This is a genomic window from Streptomyces polyasparticus, from assembly GCF_014493765.1.
Taxonomy (GTDB): Bacteria; Actinomycetota; Actinomycetes; order Streptomycetales; family Streptomycetaceae; genus Streptomyces; species Streptomyces polyasparticus.
Map to the genome: position 1 here is coordinate 113,401 of NZ_JACTVJ010000003.1, position 26,367 is coordinate 139,767.

General features: G+C 73.0%; 17 protein-coding genes. 13 read left to right on the plus strand and 4 right to left on the minus strand.

Annotation, left to right across the window (positions count from 1 at the left end):
- The first annotated feature begins 111 nt into the window (after positions 1-111).
- From H9Y04_RS03975 to ispG, 10 genes are all read left to right on the plus strand, one after another.
- Positions 112-1,758 carry a PucR family transcriptional regulator gene (locus tag H9Y04_RS03975; protein WP_187812234.1) on the plus strand — a complete coding sequence of 549 codons (1,647 nt, stop codon included), beginning with the start codon at positions 112-114 and terminating at the stop codon, positions 1,756-1,758.
- 252 nt (positions 1,759-2,010) lie between these two features.
- Positions 2,011-3,456, plus strand: a complete 1,446-nt coding sequence (locus H9Y04_RS03980; protein ID WP_187812235.1) for an aldehyde dehydrogenase family protein — start codon at positions 2,011-2,013, stop codon at positions 3,454-3,456.
- Between the two features lie 91 nt (positions 3,457-3,547).
- Positions 3,548-5,746, plus strand: a complete 2,199-nt coding sequence (locus H9Y04_RS03985) for a serine/threonine-protein kinase (RefSeq protein ID WP_187812236.1) — start codon at positions 3,548-3,550, stop codon at positions 5,744-5,746.
- Positions 5,747-5,909: 163 nt separating this feature from the next.
- A complete protein-coding gene (locus H9Y04_RS03990) occupies positions 5,910-7,940 on the plus strand; it encodes an outer membrane protein assembly factor BamB family protein (RefSeq protein WP_187812237.1) in 2,031 nt (676 codons plus the stop codon).
- 10 nt (positions 7,941-7,950) lie between these two features.
- Positions 7,951-10,494, plus strand: a complete 2,544-nt coding sequence (locus H9Y04_RS03995; RefSeq protein WP_187812238.1) for a serine/threonine-protein kinase — start codon at positions 7,951-7,953, stop codon at positions 10,492-10,494.
- A 183-nt stretch (positions 10,495-10,677) separates the two neighbouring features.
- Entirely contained in the window at positions 10,678-12,615 is a 1,938-nt protein-coding gene (locus H9Y04_RS04000; RefSeq protein WP_187812239.1) for an acyl-CoA dehydrogenase family protein, read from the plus strand.
- 99 nt (positions 12,616-12,714) lie between these two features.
- Positions 12,715-14,541 carry an arabinofuranosyltransferase gene (locus tag H9Y04_RS04005; RefSeq protein WP_187812240.1) on the plus strand — a complete coding sequence of 609 codons (1,827 nt, stop codon included), beginning with the start codon at positions 12,715-12,717 and terminating at the stop codon, positions 14,539-14,541.
- A 54-nt stretch (positions 14,542-14,595) separates the two neighbouring features.
- On the plus strand, positions 14,596-15,912 hold the full coding sequence (gene dxr / locus H9Y04_RS04010; protein ID WP_236070576.1) for a 1-deoxy-D-xylulose-5-phosphate reductoisomerase: 1,317 nt from the start codon (positions 14,596-14,598) through the stop codon (positions 15,910-15,912).
- Positions 15,909-17,210, plus strand: coding sequence for a M50 family metallopeptidase (locus H9Y04_RS04015; RefSeq protein WP_187812241.1), 1,302 nt, complete (start codon positions 15,909-15,911; stop codon positions 17,208-17,210). The genes dxr and H9Y04_RS04015 overlap by 4 nt, the downstream gene beginning before the upstream one ends.
- Before the next feature lie 171 nt (positions 17,211-17,381).
- On the plus strand, positions 17,382-18,539 hold the full coding sequence (gene ispG, locus H9Y04_RS04020) for a flavodoxin-dependent (E)-4-hydroxy-3-methylbut-2-enyl-diphosphate synthase (protein WP_187812242.1): 1,158 nt from the start codon (positions 17,382-17,384) through the stop codon (positions 18,537-18,539).
- A 628-nt stretch (positions 18,540-19,167) separates the two neighbouring features.
- On the opposite strand, the gene H9Y04_RS04025 is transcribed toward ispG, so the two are convergent.
- A complete protein-coding gene (locus tag H9Y04_RS04025; protein WP_187812243.1) occupies positions 19,168-19,710 on the minus strand; it encodes a precorrin-3B C(17)-methyltransferase in 543 nt (180 codons plus the stop codon).
- Positions 19,711-20,593: 883 nt separating this feature from the next.
- Between H9Y04_RS04025 and H9Y04_RS04030 the strand changes: the two genes are divergently transcribed.
- From H9Y04_RS04030 to H9Y04_RS04040, 3 genes are all read left to right on the plus strand, one after another.
- Complete coding sequence (locus H9Y04_RS04030) at positions 20,594-21,436, plus strand: GNAT family N-acetyltransferase (RefSeq protein ID WP_187812303.1); 843 nt, start codon at positions 20,594-20,596, stop codon at positions 21,434-21,436.
- A 77-nt stretch (positions 21,437-21,513) separates the two neighbouring features.
- A complete protein-coding gene (locus tag H9Y04_RS04035) occupies positions 21,514-22,056 on the plus strand; it encodes a GNAT family N-acetyltransferase (RefSeq protein ID WP_187812244.1) in 543 nt (180 codons plus the stop codon).
- 127 nt (positions 22,057-22,183) lie between these two features.
- Positions 22,184-23,878 carry a proline--tRNA ligase gene (locus tag H9Y04_RS04040; protein ID WP_187812245.1) on the plus strand — a complete coding sequence of 565 codons (1,695 nt, stop codon included), beginning with the start codon at positions 22,184-22,186 and terminating at the stop codon, positions 23,876-23,878.
- A 238-nt stretch (positions 23,879-24,116) separates the two neighbouring features.
- Here the strand turns inward: H9Y04_RS04040 and H9Y04_RS04045 are convergent, their stop codons facing one another.
- From H9Y04_RS04045 to H9Y04_RS04055, 3 genes are all read right to left on the minus strand, one after another.
- Positions 24,117-25,019: an aminoglycoside phosphotransferase family protein gene (locus H9Y04_RS04045; protein WP_187812246.1), complete on the minus strand. Its 903-nt coding sequence runs from the start codon at positions 25,017-25,019 to the stop codon at positions 24,117-24,119.
- Between the two features lie 134 nt (positions 25,020-25,153).
- Positions 25,154-25,639: a ferritin-like domain-containing protein gene (locus H9Y04_RS04050; RefSeq protein WP_187812247.1), complete on the minus strand. Its 486-nt coding sequence runs from the start codon at positions 25,637-25,639 to the stop codon at positions 25,154-25,156.
- The gene (locus H9Y04_RS04055; protein WP_187812248.1) at positions 25,636-26,163 is read right to left on the minus strand and encodes a hypothetical protein; all 528 of its coding nucleotides are present in this window, start codon (positions 26,161-26,163) and stop codon (positions 25,636-25,638) included. The genes H9Y04_RS04050 and H9Y04_RS04055 overlap by 4 nt, the downstream gene beginning before the upstream one ends.
- Positions 26,164-26,367: the final 204 nt, after the last annotated feature.

Sequence of the window (26,367 nt, forward strand, 5' to 3'; positions counted from 1 at the left end):
GTGCCCGCTTCATACGTCCCGGCCAAAAGCCGACAAGTCCTCCCACCGGGACCCAGTGCGCCCCCAACGCACCCCGGCCCACACATCTCCCCCACGGATTACGGAAGGCCCATGCCGCCCACCCTCGCCTCGCTCGTCCATCACTCCGCGCTCAAGCTCCGCGTGCGCGCCGGACAGGACCGGCTGGACACTCCGGTGCGCTGGGCCCATGTCAGCGAACTCGCCGATCCCGTCCCGTACATGGAGGGCGGCGAGCTGCTCCTGATCACGGCGCTCAAGCTCGACGCCGAGGACCACGAAGCCATGCGCAGCTATGTGAAGCGCCTGGTCGACGCGGGCGTGATCGGGCTCGGCTTCGCGGTCGGCGTCAATTACGAGGACATCCCGGACGCGCTGGTCGAGGCCGCCTCCGGCGAAGGTCTGCCGCTGCTCGAAGTGCCGCGCCGCACCCCCTTCCTGGCGATCAGCAAGGCGGTGTCGGCGGCCATCGCGGCCGATCAGTACAAGTCCGTGACGGCCGGCTTCGCCGCGCAGCGCGAGCTCACCAAGCAGGCGCTCGCGGGCGGCCCCGAAGGGCTGCTCGCCGCGCTCGCCGCGCAGGTCGACGGCTGGGCCGCGCTGTACGACACGTCGGGCGCCGTCGTCGCCACCGCGCCCGACTGGGCCGCGCGCCGGGCCGCCACGCTCACACCCGACGTGGAACGCCTTCGTTCACGGCCGGCCCCCGCGAGCCTGGTGGTCTCCGGGGCGGACGACCGGGTGGAGCTGCACTCCATCGGCGCCGGACGCCGGCCCCGTACGGCACTCGCGGTCGGCACCGCGAGCAGCCTCGGCACGGCCGAGCGCTATGCCGTGCACTCCGCGATCGCCCTGCTCACGCTGACCACCGAACGGTCACGGACCCTGCACTCGGCCGAGCAGCGCCTGGGCGCGGCGGTGCTGCGGATGCTGCTCGCCGGGGAGCCGACCCATGCCCGTACGGTCGCGGGCGATCTGTACGGCGGACTGCTCGACGCGCCGTTCCGGCTGCTCGTCGCCGAGACGGTGTCGGCCTCGGCCCGGGTGCACGCGGATGTGCACGCGCCGCTGCCGCCGGAGCCGGCCGCGGACGCGGCGGCCGAGGAGGATCCGCTGGTGGCCCTGGCCGACGTGGTCGAGGCCGCGGCCGCGCACTCCGGTGAGGCGGTCCTCGTCGTACCCGACGGGGGCGACCGGCTCGTGGTCCTGATGACCGACGGGGGTGCGGCGGCCTCCGCCTGCGTCGAGCACGCCCGGCAGCTGGAGCGGGCCCGCGCGGCGGGGCGCGACCAGCCCGCGCCCGAGACCGACGACCTCGTGGTCGGGCTCTCCGCGCCGGCCGGTCCGATCGCGGCGGCGGCCGCGTACAAGCAGGCCGAACAGGCGCTGTCGGTGGCCCGGCGCAGGGGCCGCTTCCTGGTGGAGCACGAGTCTCTCGCCGCGGGATCTGTGCTTCCGCTGCTCGCCGACGATGCCGTACGGGCCTTCGCGGACGGGCTGCTCAGGGCGTTGTACGAGCACGATGCGACGGGGCGCGGGGATCTGGTCGAGTCGTTGCGGGCGTGGCTTTCACGGCATGGGCAGTGGGACGCGGCGGCGGCGGATCTGGGTGTGCACCGGCATACGTTGCGGTACCGGATGCGGAGGGTCGAGGAGATCCTGGGCCGTTCGCTCGACGATGCGGATGTCCGGATGGAGCTCTGGCTGGCGTTGAAGGCCACGGCTGCGGCGTCCGAGTGACGGTGCGGATCCGTGGGTGGGTGGCGCCTGCGGCGGGCCCTTCTCCCCGCCCCGCCCCTTCCCGAAACCGGGGGCTTCGCCCCCGGACCCCCGCATCCGCACTCCGTGCGGGTCTGCTCAAGCGCCGCAGGGGCTGAATTGGCCAAGTTGGCCACCCGACTGCTCCACCCCGGACAAACGCCTTGGCCGCTCCGCACCCCTACCGTGGAAAGTGACCCCACACCCGAGCAGCACCCGCGGAAGGGCCCGGCCATGACCGAAACCCATGCCTTCTGGCTCGCCGGCCGCCAGGCCACCGGCGAGACCACCCTCGATGTCACCTCTCCCTGGGACGGCCGTACGGTCGCCGCGGTGAGTGTGCCGACCGATGCCCAGGTCGAGGAGGCGGTGGCCGCCGCGTACGCGGTACGGGACGAGTTCGCCGCGACCCCCGCCCATGTGCGGGCCGCCGCCCTCGACCACGTGTCCAAGCGGCTCGTCGAGCGCACCGAGGAGATCGCCCGGCTGATCTCCGCCGAGAACGGCAAGCCCATGAAGTGGGCCCGCGGCGAGGTCGGCCGTGCCGTCTCCGTGTTCCGGTTCGCCGCCGAAGAGGCCCGCCGCTTCAACGGCGGCGAGGCCCAGCGCCTCGACACCGACGCCGGCGGCCAGGGCCGTCTCGCCCTGACCCGCCGCTTCCCCAAGGGCGTCGTGCTCGGCATCGCACCGTTCAACTTCCCGCTGAACCTGTGTGCCCACAAGATCGCCCCGGCCATCGCGGTCGGCACCCCGATCATCCTCAAGCCCGCCCCGGCCACCCCGCTGAGCGGCCTCGTCATCGGCGAGCTGCTCGCCGAGACCGAGCTGCCGGCCGGCTCCTGGTCGGTGCTTCCGGTCGCCAACGACCACATGCCGCAGCTGGTGCAGGACGAGCGGCTGCCCGTCATCTCCTTCACGGGTTCCGACAAGGTCGGCTACGCGATCATGGACTCGGTCCCGCGCAAGCACCTCACCCTGGAGCTCGGCGGCAACGGCGCGGCCGTGGTCCTCGCCGACTGGGCGAGCGACGAGGACCTGGACTGGGCGGCGACCCGTATCGCCACCTTCTCCAACTACCAGGGCGGCCAGTCCTGCATCTCGGTGCAGCGCGTCATCGTCGACGAGTCGCTGCACGACCGTCTCCTTCCGCGCATCGTCAAGGCCGTCGAGGCCCAGGTCACCGGCGACCCGTCGGACGACAGGACGGACGTGGGCCCGCTGGTCAGCGAGGACGCCGCCCGCCGTGTCGAGTCCTGGGTGGACGAGGCCGTGAAGGCCGGCGCCCAGCTGCTCACCGGCGGCCGCCGCGACGGCGCCTCGTACGCGCCGACGGTCCTCACGGACGTGCCGGCCGATGTCACGATCTCCTGCGAGGAGGTCTTCGGACCCGTCCTCACCGTGCAGAAGGTCAGCGGCGAGGCCGAGGCCTTCGCCGCCGTCAACGACTCCAAGTACGGCCTGCAGGCAGGCGTGTTCACGCACGACGTGCAGACCGCCTTCCGCGCCCACCGCGCCCTCGAGGTCGGCGGCGTGATCGTCGGCGACGTGCCCTCGTACCGCGCGGACCAGATGCCGTACGGCGGCGCCAAGCAGTCCGGCGTCGGCCGCGAGGGTGTCCGCTTCGCGATGGAGGACTACACGTACGAGCGCGTGATGGTCTTCACCGGCATCCAGCTCTGACGAACCCCGGCGGCCGCCGGCCGGCTCCGGCGGCTCCGACAGGGGAACTCCCGCTACTGAGGCGGGAGTTCCCCTGTCACCATGGGCCGCCATGGGGGAGCGGGAAGCGCAGCGCATCGGGCCGTACACCGTCGTCGCCGGGCTCGGCGAAGGCGGCATGGGCGCGGTGTATCTCGCGCGGGACGCCCGCCGACGGCCGGTCGCGGTCAAGGTCCTGCGGCCCGAACTCGCCCGCGACCCGGGCATGGTGCGCCGCTTCCGGCGCGAGGCCGACACCGCTTCGGCGGTACGGGGCCGTGGCGTGGCCCGGCTGCTCGGCCACGACCTCGACGGGCCGCTGCCCTGGATCGCCGCCGAATTCCTCGCCGGCCCCACCCTGCACGAGGCCGTCGGCCTCTGCGGCACCTTCGACGAGGCCGGTGCGCGGGCGCTCGGTGCCCGACTGGCCCGTGCGCTCACGGTGATTCACGGGGCCGGCCTGGTGCACCGCGACCTCAAGCCGTCCAACATCGTGCTCACCCACGACGGCCCGCGCGTCATCGACTTCGGCATCGCACGGCCCGAGCACGGCCTCACCCTCACCGATCCGGGCACCGCCCCCGCCACCCCCGGATACGCGCCGCCCGAGCAGGTCACCGGGCGCCGGTCCGGGCCGCCCGCCGATGTGTTCGCGCTGGGCGCGGTCCTCGTCTTCGCCTGTACGGGACGTGCCCCGTTCGGATCGGGGCATCCGGCGGCCGTCAACTTCCGTGTCGTACACGAGAATCCTGACCTGGACGGGGTGCCGCCCGCGCTGACCGCACTGCTGCGGGACTGTCTGGCGAAGGCCCCCGGGGCCCGCCCGGCGCCCGGCACCCTGGCCCGGCTCCTCGGACGCACAGGGCACAGTGGGCGGGCGGCGCGCGCCGGGCGGACGGAGCGCGGTGAGCAGGCAGCACGCGCTGAACTGCCTTGGCGCCGTGCGCCGTTGCGCGAGGAGATCGAGCGGCGGACCCGCCAGGCCGAGCAGGCGATCGCGGAGGCCGGGCAGACCGACGAAGGGAGCCGGTCACCCGGCCGGTCGGTCAGCCGCCGTACCGTGCTCGCGGCCTCCGGCACCGCCGTGCTGGCGGCGGGCGGCGGGGTGCTCGCCTGGTGGCTGCGGCGCGAGCGGCCCACGGGTCCGGAAGTCAGCGAAAGCGGTGTCCCGTACGCCGAACCGCTCGCCGACCCGCAGGTGGGATCCGTCCCCGACCCCCTGTGGACGGCCGAGGGCATCGCCCCGGACGGCCCCGGCCCCCTTGCCGTCGACCGCGTGGTCGTCGCCCCGGCCGGCGGCGGACTCGCCGCGTGGCGGCAGGACACGGGCGCCCCCGCCTGGTCCTGGCCGGGCCGCGGCGCACCCGAGCGCCGCGGGCCCCTCCTCGCGGTGGGGCGCACGCTGTACGTGGTGACGCCCGGCGGACGGCTCACCGCGCTCGACGCCCGCAGCGGTGAGGCCGCGTGGGACACGACGGAGGCCGAGGCACTGCAGGCGCTCGCCGCCGACCGTGCGCAGGTGTACGTGCTCGACGCCCAACGGCGGGTCGCGGCCGTCGCGTTGAGCACCCGCGAGGTGCGCTGGCGCTCCGCCGAGACCGTCGCCTCCGAAGGGCCGGTCGGCGCCGCCGTGGCCGACGGCCGGCTGCTCGTCTGCGCGCGCGAAGGGCAGGGCGTCGCGTTCGATCTCCTGACCGGCGAGGTGTGCTGGCGCAAGGACTTCGGGCCGGTCGCACCGTATCTCGCGGACACGGGTCTGACGCCCGCCGTGCACGGTGACGCGTTCTGCGTGGGCGGCGCACGCCTCGCGGTCGTGCGGGCCCGCGACGGCAAGGAGCGCTGGGCGCAGGACGACGACTCCGAGTTCGGCGAGCGGTCCTGGGGCGCACCGGCCGTCGTCGGGGACCGGCTCTATGCGCCGCACCCTTGGGCGACCCGGCGTGAACTGCTCTGCCTGGACATGGCGAACGGCTCCCGGATCTGGGCCACCGACGTCGGCTACGCGCAATCCTTCAGCTTTGACGACGAAGTGCTGCCGGTGCAGCCGCCCGTACAGGAGGGCAAGGCGCTCTACGTACCGCTCGGCGTGCAGCACCGTGACAACGAGGAGCGCCGGCACGACCAGGGCGTCGCCGCCCTCGACGCCGCCTCGGGGACCAAGCTGTGGGTGCACAGCGACGACTCGGGACAGCCGGGCTGGCGGCTCGCCGCGGCCGCGGGCCGGATGTTCGTGGCGCACGGAGAGCGGTTACGGGCGATGCCCACGTGGTGAGTGCGACGGGTGAGCTCCCGCCTCGGAGGTCCAGGGCCGCGCACCCTCATGAATCCGGCATTCCGGGACTACCCTGAGCCGGGTCCCGCCGTGGCACGACGGGACTGTGGCGCGCGCCGATCCTGGCCGGGGGGCGGGAGGCGGGCGCTCGGGGGACCTATCGATGGAAGACCTGCACCAAGGAGATCCGCGCGTCCTCGGTTCGTACCGGCTGCTCGCCGTGCTCACCGAGGCGGGTGGTGAACGCCGCTACCTTGCCCATCGGCCCGGGGGTACGGGCCACGTCGACATCACCCTCGTACAAGGGGACTTGGCGCGCTCGGCCGACCTGCTGCGGTCCGCCGCCGGGCCCGGCCTCGTGGCGTACGCCGACGCAGGGACCGAAGCGGACGCGCCCTGGCTGGCCTGCGTCCATGTCCCGTCCCTGACCCTCGCCGACGTGCGCGGACTGCTGTACGCGGGGCTGCCCGAGCCCGCCGTACGAGGCATCGGCGCGACGCTCGCCGGCGCCCTCGCGCGGCTGCACGCACTGGGCGCGGCCCACGGGGCGGTCACCCCCGGCGGGGTGCTCCTCGGGGCCTCGGGCGCGCGGCTCGTCCGGCCGCGCGGGACGGGACGTCCGCCGGACGACGTGGCCGCGCTCGCCGCCGTGCTCGAGGACGCGGCCGGCGGGCGCCCGCCGGACCGCGAGCTGCTCGACCGGTGCCGCGCTCCGGATCCCGTATTACGGCCGTCCGCCGCCGAGTTGGCCGCCCACTGGGCCGGACAGACCTCGTACGCCCTGCCCGCACGCCTGGTCGGGGCGCTCGCGCGGGAGGCGGAACAGGCCCTGGAACGCGAGGCGGTCCCGCCGCCCCCACCGCCCGCACACGCACCCGAGCCGCCGCCGGACGCCACGGCGGGCCGGCGCGCGGCACCGGCCCGCCGCACCCTGCTCGCCGCGTCGGCCGGAGTGCTCCTCGGCGCAGGCGGGGTGGCCGGCTGGGTCATGGGCCGCGGCGGCACCACGGCACTCACCTCGCCCGGCGCCCGGCCGGCCACGAACCGGCGCGCCACCCGCGTCCCGCGCGGTGTCGCACCCCCCACGCTGTGGCGGTACGACGCGAAGTCGAAGCAGCGGATCGCGCTGCCCGTCGCCCTGGGGGAGGGCGAGGTCTGCTGCATTCTGGAGTCCTCGCGGCTCGCCGCGGTCCACACCGGAACCGGTGAAGTCCTGTGGACCCACGAGGACTTGCCGGAGCAGGAGCCCGTGCTGACGCTCGCCGACCGGATCGTGACCGTACGGGCCGGGCGGATCGCCGCGTTCTCCCCGCGTACCGGCGAAGAACTGTGGACCGAACCCATGAGCGTCATGTCGGGCCGGGGGAGGATCGGCCTCATGGGCGGCTCCGCCGAGCAGCGCCTCGCCCTGTACCACGCCGTGCCCCCGGAGGGCGGCACCCCCGAAACGCATCAGCCGTACGTCGTGGCCCTGGGCGTGGACGACAGGGCGGAGCGCTGGAAGGTGAAGGTCGCCTCCGGTGCCCGGGGGGACGTGGTGGCGATCGCGGTACCGGGGCTCGATGACGTCTGGCATCTGATGCAGCGCCGCTACCCGGGCGGCGCCCGCATCATCCGCGTGGACGTCGCCACCGGCCGCGTCCGCTGGGACCGGGTCCACGACTGGCCCGAGGACCTGATGTCGGTGGTCAACTACGACCCGTACTCCGAGCAGTTCATCGCGCTCCTGCACGGCCGGCTGCGCGCCGCGCGGGCCGACGCGGACGCGCCGCACTGGAGCCTCGACCTGTACGAGGAGCCCGCGGGCGAGCAGTCCCGCAAGCCCCACACCACACAACCCCGACGGATCAAGGGAGTTCCCGGTCCGCTGTACTTCGTCGCCGGTCCGCATCAGAGCGTGCACGCCGTCGACCTCGGACGCCGTCGTGAGCACTGGCGCCACCGGCTGCCGGCCGACCCGCTCCGCGACAGCGTGACCGGCCAGGCGGTCCCGCCCTGGGTGCGGGTCACCGAATCGGGCCGCACGCTCCTGGTCGGACACCGCCTGGGCGTGGTCGCCCTCGACCCGGCCACCGGCGCCGAACGCTGGCGCTACGCCGTCGCGGAGGGCTCCGACGGCTACACCGTCCACTCGGCGGGCCGGCACGCCATGGTCGTCAACGGGCAGTCGGTCTATGCCCTTCCGGTTACGTGAGGACGCTGCGATGACGGACGAGGAACGCGGACGGGGCGGCGCGGACGCACCGGAGGATGGGCGGGAACCGGAGGACGGGCGGGTGCCCGAGGACGGACAGCCCGAGGACGCGCGGACACCGGAGGATGCGCGGCCCGTGGAAGACGTCCCGACGCCCGAACCGGACCAGCGGACACGGAAGTTGAGGCCGAGCCGTTCCAGCGGCGGGGGACCGCAACGGCCGGCCGCCGGCCCTGCTTCGCCCATCACCCCCACCCCAACCCCCGCCCGTACAGAACCCCTCGCCGCACCCCCCGCCCGTACAGAACCCCTCGCCCCCCTCACGCCCGCCGACCCCGAAGCCATCGCCGGCCACACCCTCCTCGCCCGCCTCACGCCCGCCGACCCCGAAGCCATCGCCGGCCACACCCTCCTCGCCCGCCTCGGCGCCGGGGGCATGGGCACCGTCTATCTCGCCCGTACGGCCACGGGCCGCACCGTCGCGCTCAAGACTCTGCGGCCCGAGCACGCACGGGACGCGTCCCTGCGGCAGCGGTTCGGTGCGGAGATCCGGGCCGCCCACCGGCTCGGCGGCGCCGGGTACTTCCCCGCGTTCGTCGACGAGGGCGAGGACTGGTTCGCGACGGCCTACGTCCTCGGACCCTCGCTCGCCGAGGCCGTCACCGCGTACGGCCCCTGGCCCGAAGCAGCCGTACGCGCACTCGCGGCCCGGCTCGCCGACGCGCTGGGCGAGTTGCACGAGGCGGGCTACGTCCACCGGGACCTCAAGCCCTCCAACGTCCTGATCACCCCGGCAGGCCCCCGCCTCATCGACCTGGGCGTCGCCCACCTGCGGGGTGCGGCGCAGGAGCCGGGAGCCCGCCCCGGCACCCCCGCCTACATGGCCCCGGAACGGGCCTCGGGCGAAAGTCAGGGCGACGAGTCCGCCGACGTGTACGCACTCGGCGCCCTGCTGGTCTTCGCCGCCACGGGACGCCCGCCCCACGGCGAGGGCGAGGCGGCCGACGTGCTCTACCGGATCACCCACGAGCAGCCGCACCTCGACGCCGTACCGGACACCCTGCGCACGCTGACCGCCGCCTGTCTGGCCAGGGACCCGGCCGCCCGCCCCACACCGGCCGCGGTGCGCGAACAGGCCGCCGCCACCGGCTGGTTCGGGGACCGGCTGCCCCCGGCGGTGCTCGCCGACATCGGCGCCCGTACGGAAGCCGCCGGCAGCATCGGCGTACGACGGCATACGGCGGATCCGCGGAGCGAGGCACGCCCCACCCGCCGGGCCCTCCTCGCCGGCGCGGGGGCGCTCGCCGTGGCGGCGGCGGGCGGTGCCACCTGGTGGCTGGCGAAAGACGACGGCGGGGCGCCGGACACCCCGGCCAAGGGCCCGGCGAGGAAGCCGACCCGTGACCCCGGCGGAGCCCCGAGGCCGCTGTGGACCTTCCGCGGCGAACTCGGCGACAAGGGCTTCGTGACCGCGTACCCGTTCGGCGACATCGTGGTCGCGACCGGGGAGGCCGAGGGTTCCCTGATCGGGCTCGACGCACGGACCGGCGCCGAACGCTGGAGCGTCACCGAGGGCATCGGGCTCGGCCCGGCCCCCTGCGCCGGAGCCTGTGTGCAGCCGACCGCGGAGCCCGACGGCCGGCTCGCGGTGGTCGAGGCGGCGGACGGGCGCACCTGGATGACCGGCCCCCTCGACCTGGACATGACCCGCATGCTGACCCCGTTCGCCGGCTTCGACGAGCGGGCTGTGTACCTCATCGGCCACCGTCCGGGCGCCGCCTCCACCGGGCGCCCGCAGGACGTCGACCGCTTCCTCGTCGCGTACGACGTCAAGGCCCGCAAGGTGCGCTGGCGCAGGCAGCTCGCCCGCAGCCCGATCGTGCTCGAACCGATGGTCGGCGACAAACGCATCGGCGTGCTCCTGGAGACCGACGCGGTGACCGCGTACCGGATGGACGACGGCAGGGCGGTGTGGCGGCGCGAACTGGCCACCGAGGGGACCTTCATCTCGACCGAGACCGGCGCCGCCCGCCGCGGCATCGCCGCCGACCACCGCACGGTGGTGGTCAGCGGCCGCGGTCTGCTCGTCCTCGAACTCGCCACGGGCAGGACCGTCTGGAGCCTCGATCCCGAGGAGGCCGAGGAGGGCATGACCGACAAGCAGAAGGGCCGGACCCTCTACGGGACAGCGCTCATCGAAGGCGACGAGATCTACCTGTCGTTCCTCAACCGCGAGATGTGGGTGATCCAGCGGAACAAACGCAAACGGGCCCGCAAGGAAGGCTCCTGGCGCTGGCAGTCCACCGTGCGGCTCGCCCCGCCGCCCGCCGCGGCGCCCGTGGCGGCCGGCGGCCTTCTCTTCCCGCCCGTCTCGCCGGACGTGGACGTCGCGGCCGTCGCCGTCGACCGCAGGACCATGAAGACGGTCTGGACGTACACGATCCCCGACGAACCGCAGGACACCTCCGCCGTCACGCGCTACGCCGCCGAGAAGAACCGCCTGTACATCACGCGGGGCCGCACCCTGACGGTGCTCCCCGTGGACGCCGGCTGAGCGGGCGCCTCCCCCTCCCTGCGCGAGCGCCTCCCCGGCCCCGCGTACGGCGAACGCTGCGCGAGGACTGGTGGGCAGGGGACGAATCGGGTACCAACGATCCAGTAGCACCAGCCAGTAACCGACCGGGTCAAGATCGGGTCAATCGGTCCGGCGGCCCCACCCCACGGCGAGGTGAGCCCGATGAGCGCACCAACTTCGAAACCGTCCGTGAGCGAGCGCGAAGCCCGGCAGGTCGCGGAGGCGGCCCGCGAGCAGGACTGGCGCAAACCCAGCTTCGCCAAGGAGCTGTTCCTCGGCCGCTTCCGCCTCGATCTGGTCCACCCGCACCCCATGCCCGCCGACGAGGACGCCCAGCGCGGTGAGGAGTTCCTGGCCAAACTGCGGGACTTCTGCGAGTCGAAGATCGACGGGGCGCGGATCGAGCGCGAGGCGAAGATCCCCGACGAGGTGATCAACGGGCTCAAGGAGCTCGGCGCACTCGGCATGAAGATCGACACCAAGTACGGCGGCCTCGGACTGACGCAGGTCTACTACAACAAGGCCCTCGCCCTCGTCGGCTCCGCCAACCCGGCGCTCGGCGCGCTGCTCTCGGCCCACCAGTCGATCGGTGTGCCCCAGCCCCTGAAGCTCTTCGGCACCCAGGAGCAGAAGGACACCTTCCTGCCGCGTCTGGCCCGCACCGACATCTCCGCGTTCCTGCTCACCGAACCGGACGTCGGCTCCGACCCGGCCCGCCTCGCGACCACCGCGATCCCCGACGGCGAGGACTACATCCTCGACGGCGTGAAACTGTGGACCACGAACGGTGTGGTCGCCGACCTCCTCGTGGTCATGGCCCGCGTCCCCAAGTCCGAGGGCCACAAGGGCGGCATCACGGCCTTCGTCGTGGAGGCCGCCGCCGAGGGCGTCACGGTCGAGCACCGCAACGCCTTCATGGGCCTGCGCGGCCTGGAGAACGGCGTGACCCGTTTCCACCAGGTCAGGGTCCCCGCGTCGAGCCGTATCGGCGCCGAGGGCGCGGGCCTGAAGATCGCTCTCACCACCCTCAACACCGGCCGGCTCTCGCTGCCCGCCATGTGCGTGGGCGCGGGCAAGTGGTGTCTGAAGATCGCCCGCGAGTGGTCGGGGGAGCGGGAGCAGTGGGGCAAGCCGGTCGCGCACCACGAGGCCGTCGGCGGCAAGATCTCCTTCATCGCCGCGACCACCTTCGCGCTCGAGGCGATCCTCGACCTCTCCTCGCAGATGGCCGACGAGGACCGCAACGACATCCGGATCGAGGCCGCGCTCGCCAAGCTGTACGGCTCCGAGATGGCCTGGCTGATGGCCGACGAGCTGGTCCAGATCCGCGGCGGCCGCGGCTTCGAGACGGCGGAGTCCCTCGCCGCACGGGGGGAACGGGCGGTCCCCGCCGAACAGGTCCTCCGTGACCTCCGTATCAACCGGATCTTCGAGGGCTCCACCGAGATCATGCACCTCCTCATCGCCCGCGAGGCCGTCGACGCCCACCTGAAGGTCGCGGGCGACCTCATCGACCCCGACAAGTCCCTCTCGGACAAGGCGAAGGCCGGCGCCAGGGCCGGCGGCTTCTACGCCCGCTGGCTGCCGAAGCTGGTCGCGGGCCCCGGCCAACTCCCGCGTACGTACGGGGAGTTCCACCCGGAAGGCCACGCCGACCTCTCCGGCCACCTGCGCTTCGTCGAACGCACCTCGCGCAAGCTGGCCCGCTCCACCTTCTACGCCATGTCGCGCTGGCAGGGCCGTATGGAGACCAAGCAGGGCTTCCTCGGCCGGATCGTCGACATCGGCGCGGAGCTCTTCGCGATGAGCGCGGTCTGCGTACGCGCCGAACTCCTGCGCACCACCGAGGACTACGGTCGCGAGGCCTACCAGCTGGCCGACGTCTTCTGCCGCCAGTCCCGCATCCGCGTCGACGAACTCTTCAACCGCCTGTGGACCAACACCGACGACCTGGACCGCAAGGTGGTCAAGGGCGTCCTGTCCGGCGCGTACGAGTGGCTGGAGAGCGGCATCGTCGACCTGAGCGGCGACGGCCCGTGGATCGCGGACGCGACCTCGGGACCGTCCAAGGTGGAGAACGTGCACCGGCCGATCCGCTGACGGGCGTTGCCGGGTGGCCAGATGGCCACCCGGCAACGGCTCGATGAAGTCTTCGCGTACCGGGCGAACTGCCGATAATTCGCCCTCGTTCACGAGGACATGACCTCGCTCACCGTGCGGCAGCGCACCAAGCCCGCCCCGGCCCCTGCCGGCCTGCCTCCCGCCCCGGCTGTTCCCGGCCGCCACCTGGCCCTCGGGGCGGTCCTGGCCGTGACCGCCGCCCTTCTGGTCCAGTTCGCCGCGGCCCGCTTCCCCATCGCCGAACCCACCCGCGCCGACACCGTCGCCACAGCCGCCGCGACCGCCACGCTCCTGGCCGCGCTCGCCTGGCTCACCCTGCGCGGCCGGCCCGGCCTCGCCGCGTACCCCCTGCTCGGCGCACTCCCCGCCGGCATCCTCGCCCTGCCCCTGCACGGCACCCCGCTGTTCCTCGGCGGCCTCACCGGCGACAACCAGTTCCGTACGCAGTACGTGACGCGGTACGCCGCCGAAGCAGGGCTCGCGGACGTCACCTTCGAAGGACTGCCCCCGCTCTACCCGCCCGCCTGGTTCTGGCTCACCGGACGCGCCGCCCACCTCGCCGGCGCCGAGGCCTGGACCGCGTACAAGCCGGCCGCGATCACCACGGTGGCGCTCGGCACCGCGCTCGCGTACGGCCTCTGGTCCCGGATCGTGACGCCCCGCTTCGCCCTGCCGCTCGCCGTGGCCACCCTGCTGAGCGCGTTCCAGGCAACCGCGTTCGGCGTGCACGAGCCGTACGCGTGGATCGTCGCCGCCCCCATGCCGCCGCTCGCCGTGCTCGCCCACCGCGCCCTCGCGGCCCGCCGCGCCCCGCGCGCCGTCCTGCTCGGCTGCGGGCTCTACCTGGGAATCGCCGCGCTCACCTACACCCTGCTCGCCGCGTTCTGGGCCCTCGCCCTGACCGTCATGGCCCTCACGTTCCTGCGCCGCCGCGGACTGCGCACCCTGCTGCTGCGGCTGAGCGCGGTGGCGGCCGTCGCGCTCCCGCTCGCGCTGATCGTCTGGGGTCCCTACCTCGCCGCCGCGCTCCCCGCCGGAATGCCGCCCAATCCCGCCCTGCGATACATCCCCGTACAGCAGACCTCCTTCCCGCTGCCGATGACCGAGCCCTCCGTCACCGGCGTGCTCTGCCTGGCGGGCACGGCCTGGCTGCTTGCCCGCGCCCACCGCGACACCCTCGCCCGCGCCCTGCTCACCCTCGTCGCCGCCTGCTATCTGTGGTGCCTGCTCAGCCAGTTGGCGGTCCTGCTCGGCGCTAGCCTGCTCTCCTTCCGCGTGCACCCCGTGCTCTTCGCCGCGCTGTACGCTTCCGGCGTACTCGCCGCGGCCGAGGCGCTGCCGTGGCTGCGCGAGCGGATCCGGCCGGCGGCGGTGGCCGCCCTGGCGGCCGTGCTCGCCCTCGGCGCCGTACAGACCGTCCCCGACGCGCTGCACCACGAGTTCGACACCGCCTACGGGCCGCGCCCGCCCGCCGACATCATCCGCGTCCTCGCGCAGATCACCGGCCGCCCGCCCCAGGAGCTGACCGTCCTCACCGACAACTGGCGCCTCATGTCCGGCGCCGCCTACCACGGCTATCTCACCGCCGAACCCGTCTACGCCCACCCGCTCGCCGACTTCGCCGGCCGCACCGAGGAGGTCCGCGCCTGGTCCCGGCTCACGGACCCCGCCGCCTTCACCGCCCGCCTCGACCACGGCCCGTACGACGCCCCTGAGGCATTCGTGCTGCGCCGCGCCCCGCACGCGTACGAAATCGACCTCGGCCGCGACAACTACCCGCACCAGCCCAACCGCATCAGCCTGCCCACCCGCCTGCCCGCCGCGCTCTTCGACCCGCGCCGCTTCGAGCGCCGCGACGCCGGCCCGTACACCGTTCTGGTGCGGAAGGAAGTGATCCATCCGTAGGGGAAAGGTGACACCCGGTCCTGGGAGCACAGGCGAAGGGGCAACAATGGGGGAATGAGCGACAGTCCAGCCCCCCTCGCCGATCCGCATCTCGTCTTCGACCCCGTCTCCCTCGAAGACGGAGCACGCGAGCTCGCGCTCCTCGGCTCCACCGGTTCGATCGGCACCCAGGCCGTCGACCTGGTCCTGCGCAACCCCGACAGGTTCAAGGTCACGGCCCTGTCCGCGAACGGCGGCCGGGTCGGACTCCTCGCCGAGCAGGCGTACCGCCTGAAGGTGCGCACCGTCGCGGTCGCCCAGGAGGAGGCGGTGCCCGCGCTGCGCGAGGCGCTCGAGGCGCAGTACGGAAGCACCGAGCCGCTGCCCGAGATCCTCGCCGGACCCGACGCCGCCACCGAGGTCGCCGCCTCGGACTGCCACACCGTGCTCAACGGCATCACGGGTTCCATCGGACTCGCCCCGACCCTCGCCGCTCTGGAAGCGGGCCGCACCCTCGCGCTCGCCAACAAGGAGTCGCTGATCGTCGGCGGCCCGCTGGTCAAGGCGCTCGCCAAGCCCGGGCAGATCATCCCGGTCGACTCCGAGCACGCGGCCCTGTTCCAGGCGCTCGCCGCCGGCACCCGCGCCGATGTGCGCAAGCTCGTGGTGACCGCGTCCGGCGGCCCCTTCCGCGGCCGTACGAGAGCGGAACTCGCGGACGTCACACCCGAGGACGCGCTCGCCCACCCGACCTGGGCCATGGGCCCGGTGATCACGGTCAACAGCGCGACACTCGTCAACAAGGGCCTCGAAGTCATCGAGGCGCACCTGCTCTACGACATCCCCTTCGACCGCATCGAGGTCGTCGTCCACCCGCAGTCGTACGTGCACTCCATGGTCGAGTTCACCGACGGCTCCACCCTTGCCCAGGCCACCCCGCCGGACATGAGCGGACCGATCGCGATCGGCATCGGCTGGCCCGAGCGGATCCCGGACGCGGCACCCGCGTTCGACTGGACCAAGGCCTCCAGCTGGGAGTTCTTCCCGCTCGACACCGAGGCCTTCCCCTCGGTGGGGCTCGCCCGGCATGTGGGGGAGCTCGCGGGGACGGCTCCAGCAGTGTTCAATGCCGCCAACGAGGAGTGTGTGGAGGCCTTCCTGAAGGGTTCGCTTCCGTTCAACGGGATCATGGACACCGTCACCGAGGTCGTCGCCGAACACGGCACACCCCGTTCGGGAACTTCCCTGACCGTTGCGGACGTCCTCGATGCGGAGACCTGGGCGCGCGCCCGGGCCCGCGAACTGGCCGGGCTTCCGGCCCGATCCACCCGTACGTCCCGTACTTCCGGTACGGATGAGACCCAGCAGGCGACCGCGGAGGCTCGTGCATGACGACCTTGATGATGATCCTCGGCATAGTCGTCTTCGTGATCGGCCTGCTCTTCTCGATCGCGTGGCACGAGCTGGGGCATCTCTCCACGGCCAAGATGTTCGGGATCCGCGTACCGCAGTACATGGTGGGCTTCGGGCCCACCCTCTGGTCGCGGAACAAGGGCGAGACCGAGTACGGCATCAAGGCCATTCCGCTCGGCGGCTACATCCGCATGATCGGCATGTTCCCGCCTGGCCCGGACGGCAAGCTCGAAGCGCGCTCCACCTCACCGTGGCGCGGGATGATCGAGGACGCGCGGTCGGCCGCCTTCGAGGAGCTCAAGCCGGGCGACGAGACGCGGCTCTTCTACACGCGCAAGCCGTGGAAGCGCGTGATCGTGATGTTCGCCGGGCCGTTCATGAACCTCATCCTGGCCGTCGCGATCTTCCTCGGCGTCCTGATGACCTTCGGCTGGAACGAGCAGACGACCACCGTCAGCCGCGTCTCCGACTGCGTGATCTCCGCCAGCGAGAACCGTACGAAGTGCGCGAAGGGCGACCCGGAGACGCCGGCCAAGGCCGCGGGCCTCCAGGCCGGCGACAAGATCGTGGCGTTCAACGGCGAGCGGCTCGACGACTGGTCCACGCTCCAGTCCAAGATCCGCGACACCATCGGCCCGGCCACGATCACGGTCGAGCGCAAGGGCACCGAGAAGGTCCTGCACGCCGACCTGATCAAGAACCAGGTCAGCAAGACCGACGGTGACGGCGGCTATGTCGAGGGCCAGTACGTGGACGCCGGCTTCCTCGGCTTCACCCCGGCCTCCGGGATCGTCGAGCAGTCCTTCACCGAGTCCGTGGACCGCATGGGCGAGATGATGCAGAACGGCGTGGAGTCCCTGATCGCCCTGCCCTCCAAGATCCCCGCCCTGTGGGACGCGGCCTTCGGCGACGGCGAACGCGCGCAGGACTCCCCGATGGGTGTGGTGGGCGCGGCCCGCGTCGGCGGCGAGGTGTTCACGCTCGACATCCCGCCGGAGAACCAGATCGCGATGATGCTGTTCCTGGTCGCGGGCTTCAACCTCTCGCTCTTCCTGTTCAACATGCTCCCGCTGCTCCCGCTCGACGGCGGTCACATCGCGGGCGCGCTCTGGGAGTCGCTGCGGCGCAATGTGGCGCGGCTCCTGAAGCGCCCCGACCCGGGGCCCTTCGACGTCGCGAAGCTGATGCCGGTCGCCTACGTCGTGGCCGGAATCTTCGTCTGCTTCACACTGCTCGTACTGATCGCGGACGTCGTCAACCCGGTCAGAATCAGCTGATAACTCTTGCTTCACGGCGGTCGGGCACGCTATGTGCCCGGCCGCCACCATTGAGTGGACTTACGGCGCTGGTGTGCTCGGGCCAAGGCCCGTGGCGTAACCTCGAACGCCGGAGCCCGCCCATCCGGGGACTTCCGGGTCCATGATCCACACCTTGGGGTTGCACAGCAGATGACTGCGATTTCTCTGGGAATGCCGTCCGTACCGACCAAGCTCGCCGAGCGCCGTCGCGCACGGCAGATCCAGGTCGGCACCGTGGCGGTCGGCGGCGATGCGCCCGTCTCGGTGCAGTCGATGACCACCACGCGCACCTCGGACATCGGCGCGACGCTGCAGCAGATCGCCGAACTGACCGCGTCCGGCTGCCAGATCGTGCGCGTCGCCTGTCCCACGCAGGACGACGCGGACGCGCTCGCGACCATCGCGCGCAAGTCCCAGATCCCGGTGATCGCGGACATCCATTTCCAGCCGAAGTACGTGTTCGCGGCGATCGACGCGGGCTGCGCCGCGGTCCGTGTGAACCCGGGCAACATCAAGCAGTTCGACGACAAGGTCAAGGAGATCGCCCAGGCCGCGAAGGCCGCGGGCACTCCGATCCGCATCGGCGTCAACGCCGGTTCGCTCGATGCGCGTCTGCTCAAGAAGTACGGCAAGGCGACCCCGGAAGCGCTCGTCGAGTCGGCCCTGTGGGAGGCCTCCCTCTTCGAGGAGCACGGCTTCCAGGACATCAAGATCTCGGTCAAGCACAACGACCCGGTCGTGATGGTCAACGCCTACCGCCAGCTCGCCGCCCAGTGCGACTACCCGCTGCACCTCGGCGTCACCGAGGCGGGCCCGGCCTTCCAGGGCACGATCAAGTCCGCGGTCGCGTTCGGCGCGCTGCTCTCCGAGGGCATCGGCGACACGATCCGTGTGTCCCTCTCGGCGCCCCCCGCCGAGGAGGTCAAGGTCGGCATCCAGATCCTGGAGTCCCTCAACCTGCGTCAGCGCCGCCTCGAGATCGTCTCCTGCCCGTCCTGCGGCCGCGCCCAGGTCGACGTCTACAAGCTCGCGGACGAGGTGACCGCCGGTCTCGAAGGCATGGAGGTCCCGCTGCGCGTCGCGGTCATGGGCTGCGTCGTCAACGGCCCGGGCGAGGCCCGCGAGGCCGACCTCGGCGTCGCCTCCGGCAACGGCAAGGGCCAGATCTTCGTCAAGGGCGAGGTCATCAAGACCGTCCCCGAGTCGAAGATCGTCGAGACGCTGATCGAGGAGGCGATGAAGATCGCCGAGCAGATGGAGAAGGACGGCGTCATGTCGGGCGAGCCCTCGGTCTCGGTCGCGGGCTGACCCTCTTCTTTTCTTCGCTTACGCCCCGTGGGACAAGGATCCTGCGGGGCGTTGGCGCGCCTGGGCCTGGGCGGCGGCCGGGCTTGGCGCCCACGCTTGGCGGCACGCGCCTCCTGGCGGCATGGGCGCGCACCCCGGCGGTACGCCGCCTTCCGGCAGGACCGGCAGGACCGGCAGGACCGGCAGGACCGGCAGGACCGGCAGGACCGGCAGGACCGGCAGGACCGGCAGCACCGGCGTGCACGGCGGCAGAGCCGTCGGGCCTTGGCGGGAAAGGCCGGCTACCTGGCTGAGGCGGGCGGGTCTCCTGGCAGGGGCGACGGCGTTGTGGCTGAGGCGGGCGGGTCTCCTGGCAGGGGCGACGGCGTTGTGGCTGAGGCGGGCGGGTCTCCTGGCAGGGGCGACGGCGTTGTGGCTGAGGCGGACGGGTCTTCTGCCAGGGTCGATGGCTTCGTGGCTGAGGCCGTCGGGTCTTCTCTCAGGGGCGACGGGATTCATTGGCTGGGCCGACGGGCTTCCTGGCGCAGAGGGCAGGCTTTCGTGGCTGGGCGACGGGCCCCCTGGCACACGGGGCAGGCTTTCGTGGCTGGGCCCGGCGGGCTTCCTGGCAGGGGAGCGTCGCGCCGCGTCAGTGTCCGCCGTCTCCGGGAAGGCACGTGCCGTCGTTGGTGCGGCCGGCCACTTCGGCCCGCGCCAACCCCTCCGCATCCAGCGATCCGTTGACACACACCTTGCCTTCGCCACCGCCGACGGAGAGCCCGCCGTCGGGGACGCCGAAGCCGGCCGCCTTCACCTCGACGGAACTGGTGGGCAACCCGAGCGCCTCCGCCGCCGCGGCCCGCGCGGCCGCTTCGTCGGCCCCGGCCCCGAGCTCACGCAGGGCCGCCTCCAACGCCGCCCTCTTGCCCTCGGCATCCACCCGCTCCTGAGCGGTGATCGGCATCTCGGCGCGGAACGCGTGATTCTCCGCGTACTTGTCCGCCTCACTGGACGTGATGCACGGCGAGGGCTCGCCCTGCTCGACCGTCTCCGGCGGACAAAGCCCCAGCACACCGGAGCTCGCGGACGGTCTGCTCCCTGCCGTCCGCGGATCGTCCTGCACCCGCGCACATCCGGCCGCCATCACCACGGCCCCGAACACCACGACGCCCACCACACGAGTCCCCCACACGCGCGCCATTGTGCCGGTCCGGCCGGACACGGACCGCGGAACGGGAGATTGCCCGGCGCGGGGGCCAGGCCGGGACAGGCCACGTACCGGCCTCTGTGAACTTCCCGGTACGGGAGGCCCGGCACCAGGAGCCCAGGGGACGGGTGCCCGGAGAAGCCCGTCGCGGTGCGTCGGCCAAGCCGGTCTGCCGGAGTGGGCGGCCCAGAGGGCTCGGGGCGTCAGCCCCCGACCAACTCTCCGCAGCGGAGCAGCGGGGTAGCGGAGCAGCGGGGCAGCGGGGTAGCGGAGCAGCGGGGCAGGCAACCAGGGCACAAACCAGCCGTGCCTGGAGTGCCGGCGCCGGGGCCCAGAGGGAGGGCCATGGGGCTGGGGCGTCAGCCCCGCACCCCGATCACCGCCGCGCAGCGGCGGACAAGCGAGAGGTGCGAGCCGGCCGTACCCCGCGCAGCGGCGGAACAGCGCGGGGTACGCGCCGGCCGTTCCCGGTGCGAAGTCCCGGTGTCGGGGGTCCAGGGGGCGGAGCCCCCGGAGGTGTCCGGTGCGGAGCGGCGGCCGAAGGGGGCTGGCGGCGTGGGGCGCTGGCGGCGTGGAGGTCTGGGGGCGTCAGCCCTCAGGGCACCCTTCCGCCGCGGAGCGGCGGAGCAACAAGGGGCGAGAGCCCAGCCGCTCCCGGGGCGGCGCGCCAGGAGCCAGGAGCCGGGGGCCAGGGGCCGGGGCCGGAGTCCCCGCACCCGACCACCGCCGCGGAGCGGCGGAGCGGCATGGGGCGCGAGCCCCGGGGCACCCACGGAAAGGTCCCCGAAAACGCGAGGGGCAACCCACCCGCAGCCCAGGTACAGTGCGGAGATCCGCAACCCGTACGGTGAGGCTTCCGCGAACAGTGTTGACCCAGACGACCACCAGGGTCCTCGAACCCGGCGATCTCGACGCCGCGCTCGAGATCCTGGAGCGCGAGCCCGTGCACAACGCCTTCGTCACCAGCCGGGTCCAGGTCGCAGGCCTCGACCCCTGGCGCCTCGGCGGCGAGATGTGGGGCTGGTACGAGGGCGGCAGGCTCCGCTCGCTCTGCTACGCGGGCGCCAATCTCGTCCCCATCTGCGCGGGCCCCGAAGCCGTACGCGCCTTCGCCGACCGCGCCCGCCGCGCCGGCCGCCGCTGCTCCTCGATCGTCGGCCCCGCCGACTCCACCACCCTGCTGTGGAAGCTCCTCGAGCCCAACTGGGGCCCGGCCAGGGAAGTCCGCGCCCACCAGCCCCTCATGGTCACGGACCGGATGCCCGAGGACATCACCCCGAACCCGTACGTCCGCAGGATCCGTAAGGACGAAATGGACGTGATCATGCCGGCGTGCGTGGCCATGTTCACCGAGGAGGTCGGCGTCTCGCCGATGGCCGGCGACGGCGGCCTGCTCTACCAGGCGCGCGTCGCCGAACTCGTCGGCGCCGGACGGTCCTTCGCGCACATCGAGGGCGGCAAGGTCGTCTTCAAGGCCGAGATCGGCGCCGCGACCCCGACCGCCTGCCAGATCCAAGGCGTCTGGGTCGACCCCGCGTACCGCGGCCAGGGCCTGTCCGTCACGGGCATGGCGGCCGTCCTGCGCTATGCACTTGCCGACGTCGCCCCGGTCGTCAGCCTCTATGTCAACGACTACAACACGCCCGCGCGGGCCGCGTACCGCCGGGTCGGCTTCGAGGAAGTCGGCGCGTTCATGAGCGTCTTGTTCTGAGGCCTTCTCGGAGACCTGTTCCGAGACCTGCCCGGAGACCTGTTCTGACCACGCCCACCGGGCGTTAGGGTTCCCGCATGACAGACGACGTCGTGATCGGGGCCCTCGACCTCGCGCTGCGGGTCGACGAGGCGCTGGCCGTACAGGCCCGGGCCTTCGGGCTGAGCGACGACGAGATCGCGGTACGCCGACAGATCGTGCTGCGCCACCTCGGCTACCCCGGCGCGAGAGCACTGGGCGCGACCACCCCCGACAACCGTCTCGTCGGTTTCGTCTACGGCATGCCCAACGACCGCAGCCACTGGTGGTCCACCGTCGTCGAACCGTATCTGCGCAGCCGCGGCCTGGACTTCTGGCTGGACGACTCCTTCGTCATCACCGAACTCCACGTCGACCCCGGCCACCAGAACCAGGGCATCGGCCGCGCCCTGATCACCACGATCACCGACGCCGCCGCCCAGCCCCGCTCGATCCTCTCCGCGATCGACCGGGAGAGCCCGGCCCGCGGCCTGTACCGCTCCCTCGGCTACGAGGACCTGGCCCGCCAGGTCCTGTTCCCCAGCGCCCCGAAGCCGTACGCGGTGATGGGCGCCCCCCTGCCCCTGCGCAGAGCGCATTGAGCGCATTGAGCGCACCGGGCCTCACCGGGCGCAGGGGGCGAACCCCAAACCGATTACCGCCGACCGCCTGCCCCCGGCTAACCTCCAACGCACACACCACGAACAAAGCCCGCAGGAGAGCAGAACCATGGCCCAGGTCACGCGCATGTCGAAGTTGATGATCAAGACACTGCGCGACGACCCGGCGGACGCCGAGGTCCTGAGCCACAAGCTGCTCGTCCGCGCCGGCTATGTCCGCCGTACCGCCGCCGGTGTCTGGTCCTGGCTGCCGCTCGGCCTGAAGGTGCTCTCCAACGTGGAGCGCGTCGTACGCGAGGAGATGGACGCCGTCGGCGCCCAGGAGGTGCTGCTCCCCGCGCTGCTTCCGCGTGAGCCGTACGAGGCGACCGGCCGCTGGGAGGAGTACGGCGCCGAGCTGTTCCGCCTCAAGGACCGCAAGGGCGCGGACTACCTGCTCGGCCCGACCCACGAGGAGATCTTCACCCAGCTGGTGAAGGACCAGTGCTCGTCCTACAAGGACCTGCCGGTCATCCTCTACCAGATCCAGACCAAGTACCGCGACGAGGCCCGTCCCCGCGCCGGTGTGCTGCGCGGCCGCGAGTTCCTGATGAAGGACTCGTACTCCTTCGACACCGCCGACGAGGGCCTCGCCGAGTCCTACGCGCTGCACCGCGCCGCGTACCAGCGGATCTTCGAGCGCCTCGGCCTCGACTACCGCATCTGCGCCGCGACCGCCGGCGCCATGGGCGGCTCCAAGTCCGAGGAGTTCCTCGCCCCGGCCGCGGCCGGCGAGGACACCTTCGCCGACTGCCCGAACTGCGACTACGCGGCCAACACCGAGGCGATCACGTACGCGCTCAAGCCGGTGGACGCCGAGGGCGTCGGTGCCGTCGAGGAGCTGGACACCCCGGACACCCCGACCATCGAGACCCTCGCCGCCCACCTCGGCGTCGAGGCCTCCGCGACCCTCAAGAACCTCCTGGTGAAGGTCGACGGCGAGATCTTCGCCATCGGTGTCCCCGGCGACCGCGAGGTCGACATGGACAAGGTCGAGGCGCACTTCGCCCCGGCGCTCGTCGAGCTGGTGACGGCCGAGGACTTCGAGGGCCGCGACGATCTCGTACGGGGATACGTCGGCCCGCAGGGTCTGGAGAAGGTCACCTACCTCGCCGACCCGCGCATCGCCCCCGGCACCTCGTGGATCACGGGCGCCAACAAGGAGGGCAAGCACGCGAAGAACGTCGTCGCGGGCCGTGACTTCGAGGTCTCCGAGTACGTCGACGTCGTCGTGGTCCAGGAGGGCGACCCCTGCCCGTCCTGCGGCGCCGGCCTCAAGCTGGACCGGGCCATCGAGATCGGCCACATCTTCCAGCTCGGCCGCAAGTACGCCGACGCCTTCCAGCTCGACGTGCTCGGCCAGAACGGCAAGCCGGTCCGCGTCACGATGGGCTCGTACGGCATCGGCATCTCGCGTGCCGTCGCCGCGCTCGCCGAGCAGTCGGCCGACGACAAGGGCCTGGTCTGGGCCGCAGAGGTGGCCCCGGCCGACGTGCACGTGGTCGCCGCGGGCAAGGCCGCCCAGATCGAGCTGGCCCTCGAGGTCTCCGAGCAGCTCAAGGCCAAGGGCCTGCGGGTTCTGGTGGACGACCGCGCGGGCGTCTCGCCGGGCGTGAAGTTCACGGACGCCGAGCTGATCGGCGTCCCGAAGATCCTGGTCGCGGGCCGCCGTACGGCCGAGGGCGTCGTCGAGCTGAAGGACCGCCGCACGGGCGAGCGCGAGGAGCTGCCGGTGGCGGAGGCCGTGGCACGCCTGGTGGGCTGAGGCCGCGCCGCCGGCGGGTGACCGAACGGCACTGGCGGACGACCGCAGGGCGCCGCCGAAGGATGACCGAAGGGGCGGGCCCGGCCGGCACATCGCGTGCCGGCCGGGCCCGCCCCTTCGCCGTCCTGTCCGGTCCGTGCGCCGCCGCTGTTGTCAGTGGGCGCCGATAGCCTGGAAAGGGCTTCGGCCCCCGGGCGGGAGGGGGCTGCCCGCACACGAAGGCGCCCCCCCCAACCACCTACAACCAGGCCGCGAACTCCAACAACAACTCCGAGTCCGCCACCCGCCCGACCCGCCGCGCCCGCACCCCGGACTCCACCGCCCGGAACAGCGTCCAGCCGCGCAGCCGTGCCGCGTCCACGTCGAGGGACTCCGCCAGGCGCTTGACGCGGCGGCGGGTGATCGACGAACCCGACGGCGAGCCGACCACGTCCTCGACCCGGTCGCGTACGAGCCGGGCCAGATCGAAGGCGCACTCGCCGACCACCGGGTCCGGACCGACCGCGAGCCACGGCAGCCGCTCCGCCGAGAGCACCTTGCTCTGCCGGAACGTGCCGTGCAGGAGCCGCTCCTCGGGCGGCGTGGCCAGGAGCTCGTCGCGCGCGGCCAGGGCCTCCGTGACCAGCGGCTCCACCGGATCCCCTGCCGTCAGCGAGGCGCGCATCGCCTCGGCCTGCCGCCCGGTGCGCTCCGCCACGGTCTCGAAGGGGAACGCCGGCGGCTCCACCCACAGACGCCGCAGCGCCCCGGCGGCCTCCAGCATCGACTTGGCCTCGGGCAGCGAACGTACCGACATATCGGCATGGAGACGTTCGAGCAGCATCCCGCAGGCCGCCTGGTCCGCCGGGCTCAGCAGCCGCGCGGCGCCATGGCCGTCCCAGTGCGCGAGCGCCGCGGCCTCCGCCGCGGGACGCGATCCGGGCGGCGCCAGCTTGAGCGCCGCGGGTGTGCCCGCGGCATCCCGTACGAGCGCCACCAGACTCGAGCGGCCACCCGGCAACTGCAGCCGCTCCACGGTGAGTCCGCCCTCGGAGACGGCTGTCTCCAGAAGCCGCGGCAGTGCGTCGAGCCAGCCGTCGTCGGCCTCACGGACACTCTCGCCGAGCGCCCGTACCAGCCGTGTCGGCGCTTCGAAAGCCATGCGCCAGTGTGTCCTTTCGCCCTGCTGTCTGCGGCCCGCAGCCGCTCCTCAAGTCTGCGGTCTGCGCCCCGCACCCGCCGCCAGGGCCCTGGACGCAACGCCCGTCGAGCCCCGGCCGACCCCCTCGTCGGCCCTCAGGTCCGCGGCTTCGTCGCCGTCGCGCCCGCGGCCGGGTCCAACCGTTCCGCGAGACCAGGGAAGGCTACGCTGCCGCCCCGCCACCGCACCGCGCGGACCGCCGCCTCGCGCAGCACGTCCGCCGCGGCCCGCCGCCGTTCGCCCGCCGTGGCCCGTACGACATCGGCGTACACACCCGCGACCTTGTCCTCCAGCTCGGCCGCGAGCCGCGTCGCCGCAGCCGAGTCCGGCACCGGGAACGGCAGCGCATAGGCCGCCGCGGCCTGCTCCGGCAGCGCGCCGAGGTCGCGCAGCGTGCGCTGCAGCTCGTCGCGCCGCGAGCGGTGCGCGTCGTACGCCGACCGCGCCTCGTCCCTGCGCCCTTCGCGGATCCGCCCGCCGACGACCCCGTACCCGTAGACCGCGGCATGCTCGGCCCGCAGCGCCGCCTGGTACGCGGCGATCTCCGCGGCCCTGTCGCTCTCGTCGCGCTCGTCGTTCATCGCCCCGCCTCGCTCAGCAGATACGCGTGTACGTCACCGGCGGCCGCGATCGACGCGAGCAGCCGGGCATCCTCGGCGGGCAGCTCCGCCAGCGCACCGCGCCGGCTCTTGGCCAGCGCCCGCTCGGCGTCGGCAAGCCGCCGCAGGGTCACCTTCTCGCCGAGCGGCGCCTGAACGGGCGCGCTGCGCGCGGGACTCGGGCTCGCCTTCGGTGCGCCGCCGAGCGCCTTCACATGGGCGAGCACGTTCGCACGCAGCGGTCCGAGCCGGTCCGTGAGCGCGGGATGCGCGGCGAGCGCGGCCTCGTACTCGGCGAGCAGCCCGGAGCTGTCCTTGGCGATCTGTGCCCGCACCTGCGCGGCGCTCGGCCTGCGGCCCGCGGCTCCGGACGAGCCGGTGTCCTCGCCGTCGTCCGAGCAGGCGGTGAGCAGTGCGGCACCCGCGGCCGTCACGGCCCCGGTCAGCAGACTCCTGCGGCGCGGCCCGGTACGGGCGGGCCGGGGGAGCGGTTCGTCGTACGGCACGGCGGACGTCCTCGGGGCGGTCAAGGGGCACGGTGGTGGTCCCCGGGGAACGGGGCAGTGATCACCGTACCCGCGCAAGGGTTCGGGAACGGTGAGCGGGACACCCCACGGCGCCGTGATGCGCCCGACTGCGCCCCGATGCCGCCCCGCGGGGGCCGCGCGGCACGCATCGCGGCGGCGGTGACCGGCGACGGGCGGGCGGCA

Excerpts from the sequence above, each read along its gene's own strand:
- H9Y04_RS04005 (WP_187812240.1), top strand. The coding sequence starts at position 12,715 with ATGACCTCGCTCACCGTGCGGCAGCGCACCAAGCCCGCCCCGGCCCCT.
- H9Y04_RS03995 (WP_187812238.1), top strand. The coding sequence starts at position 7,951 with ATGACGGACGAGGAACGCGGACGGGGCGGCGCGGACGCACCGGAGGAT.
- H9Y04_RS03985 (WP_187812236.1), top strand. The coding sequence starts at position 3,548 with ATGGGGGAGCGGGAAGCGCAGCGCATCGGGCCGTACACCGTCGTCGCC.
- H9Y04_RS03990 (WP_187812237.1), top strand. The coding sequence starts at position 5,910 with ATGGAAGACCTGCACCAAGGAGATCCGCGCGTCCTCGGTTCGTACCGG.
- dxr (WP_236070576.1), top strand. The coding sequence starts at position 14,596 with ATGAGCGACAGTCCAGCCCCCCTCGCCGATCCGCATCTCGTCTTCGAC.
- H9Y04_RS04040 (WP_187812245.1), top strand. The coding sequence starts at position 22,184 with ATGGCCCAGGTCACGCGCATGTCGAAGTTGATGATCAAGACACTGCGC.
- H9Y04_RS04000 (WP_187812239.1), top strand. The coding sequence starts at position 10,678 with ATGAGCGCACCAACTTCGAAACCGTCCGTGAGCGAGCGCGAAGCCCGG.
- H9Y04_RS03975 (WP_187812234.1), top strand. The coding sequence starts at position 112 with ATGCCGCCCACCCTCGCCTCGCTCGTCCATCACTCCGCGCTCAAGCTC.
- H9Y04_RS03980 (WP_187812235.1), top strand. The coding sequence starts at position 2,011 with ATGACCGAAACCCATGCCTTCTGGCTCGCCGGCCGCCAGGCCACCGGC.
- H9Y04_RS04045 (WP_187812246.1), bottom strand. The coding sequence starts at position 25,019 with ATGGCTTTCGAAGCGCCGACACGGCTGGTACGGGCGCTCGGCGAGAGT.
- H9Y04_RS04050 (WP_187812247.1), bottom strand. The coding sequence starts at position 25,639 with ATGAACGACGAGCGCGACGAGAGCGACAGGGCCGCGGAGATCGCCGCG.
- ispG (WP_187812242.1), top strand. The coding sequence starts at position 17,382 with ATGACTGCGATTTCTCTGGGAATGCCGTCCGTACCGACCAAGCTCGCC.
- H9Y04_RS04015 (WP_187812241.1), top strand. The coding sequence starts at position 15,909 with ATGACGACCTTGATGATGATCCTCGGCATAGTCGTCTTCGTGATCGGC.
- H9Y04_RS04035 (WP_187812244.1), top strand. The coding sequence starts at position 21,514 with ATGACAGACGACGTCGTGATCGGGGCCCTCGACCTCGCGCTGCGGGTC.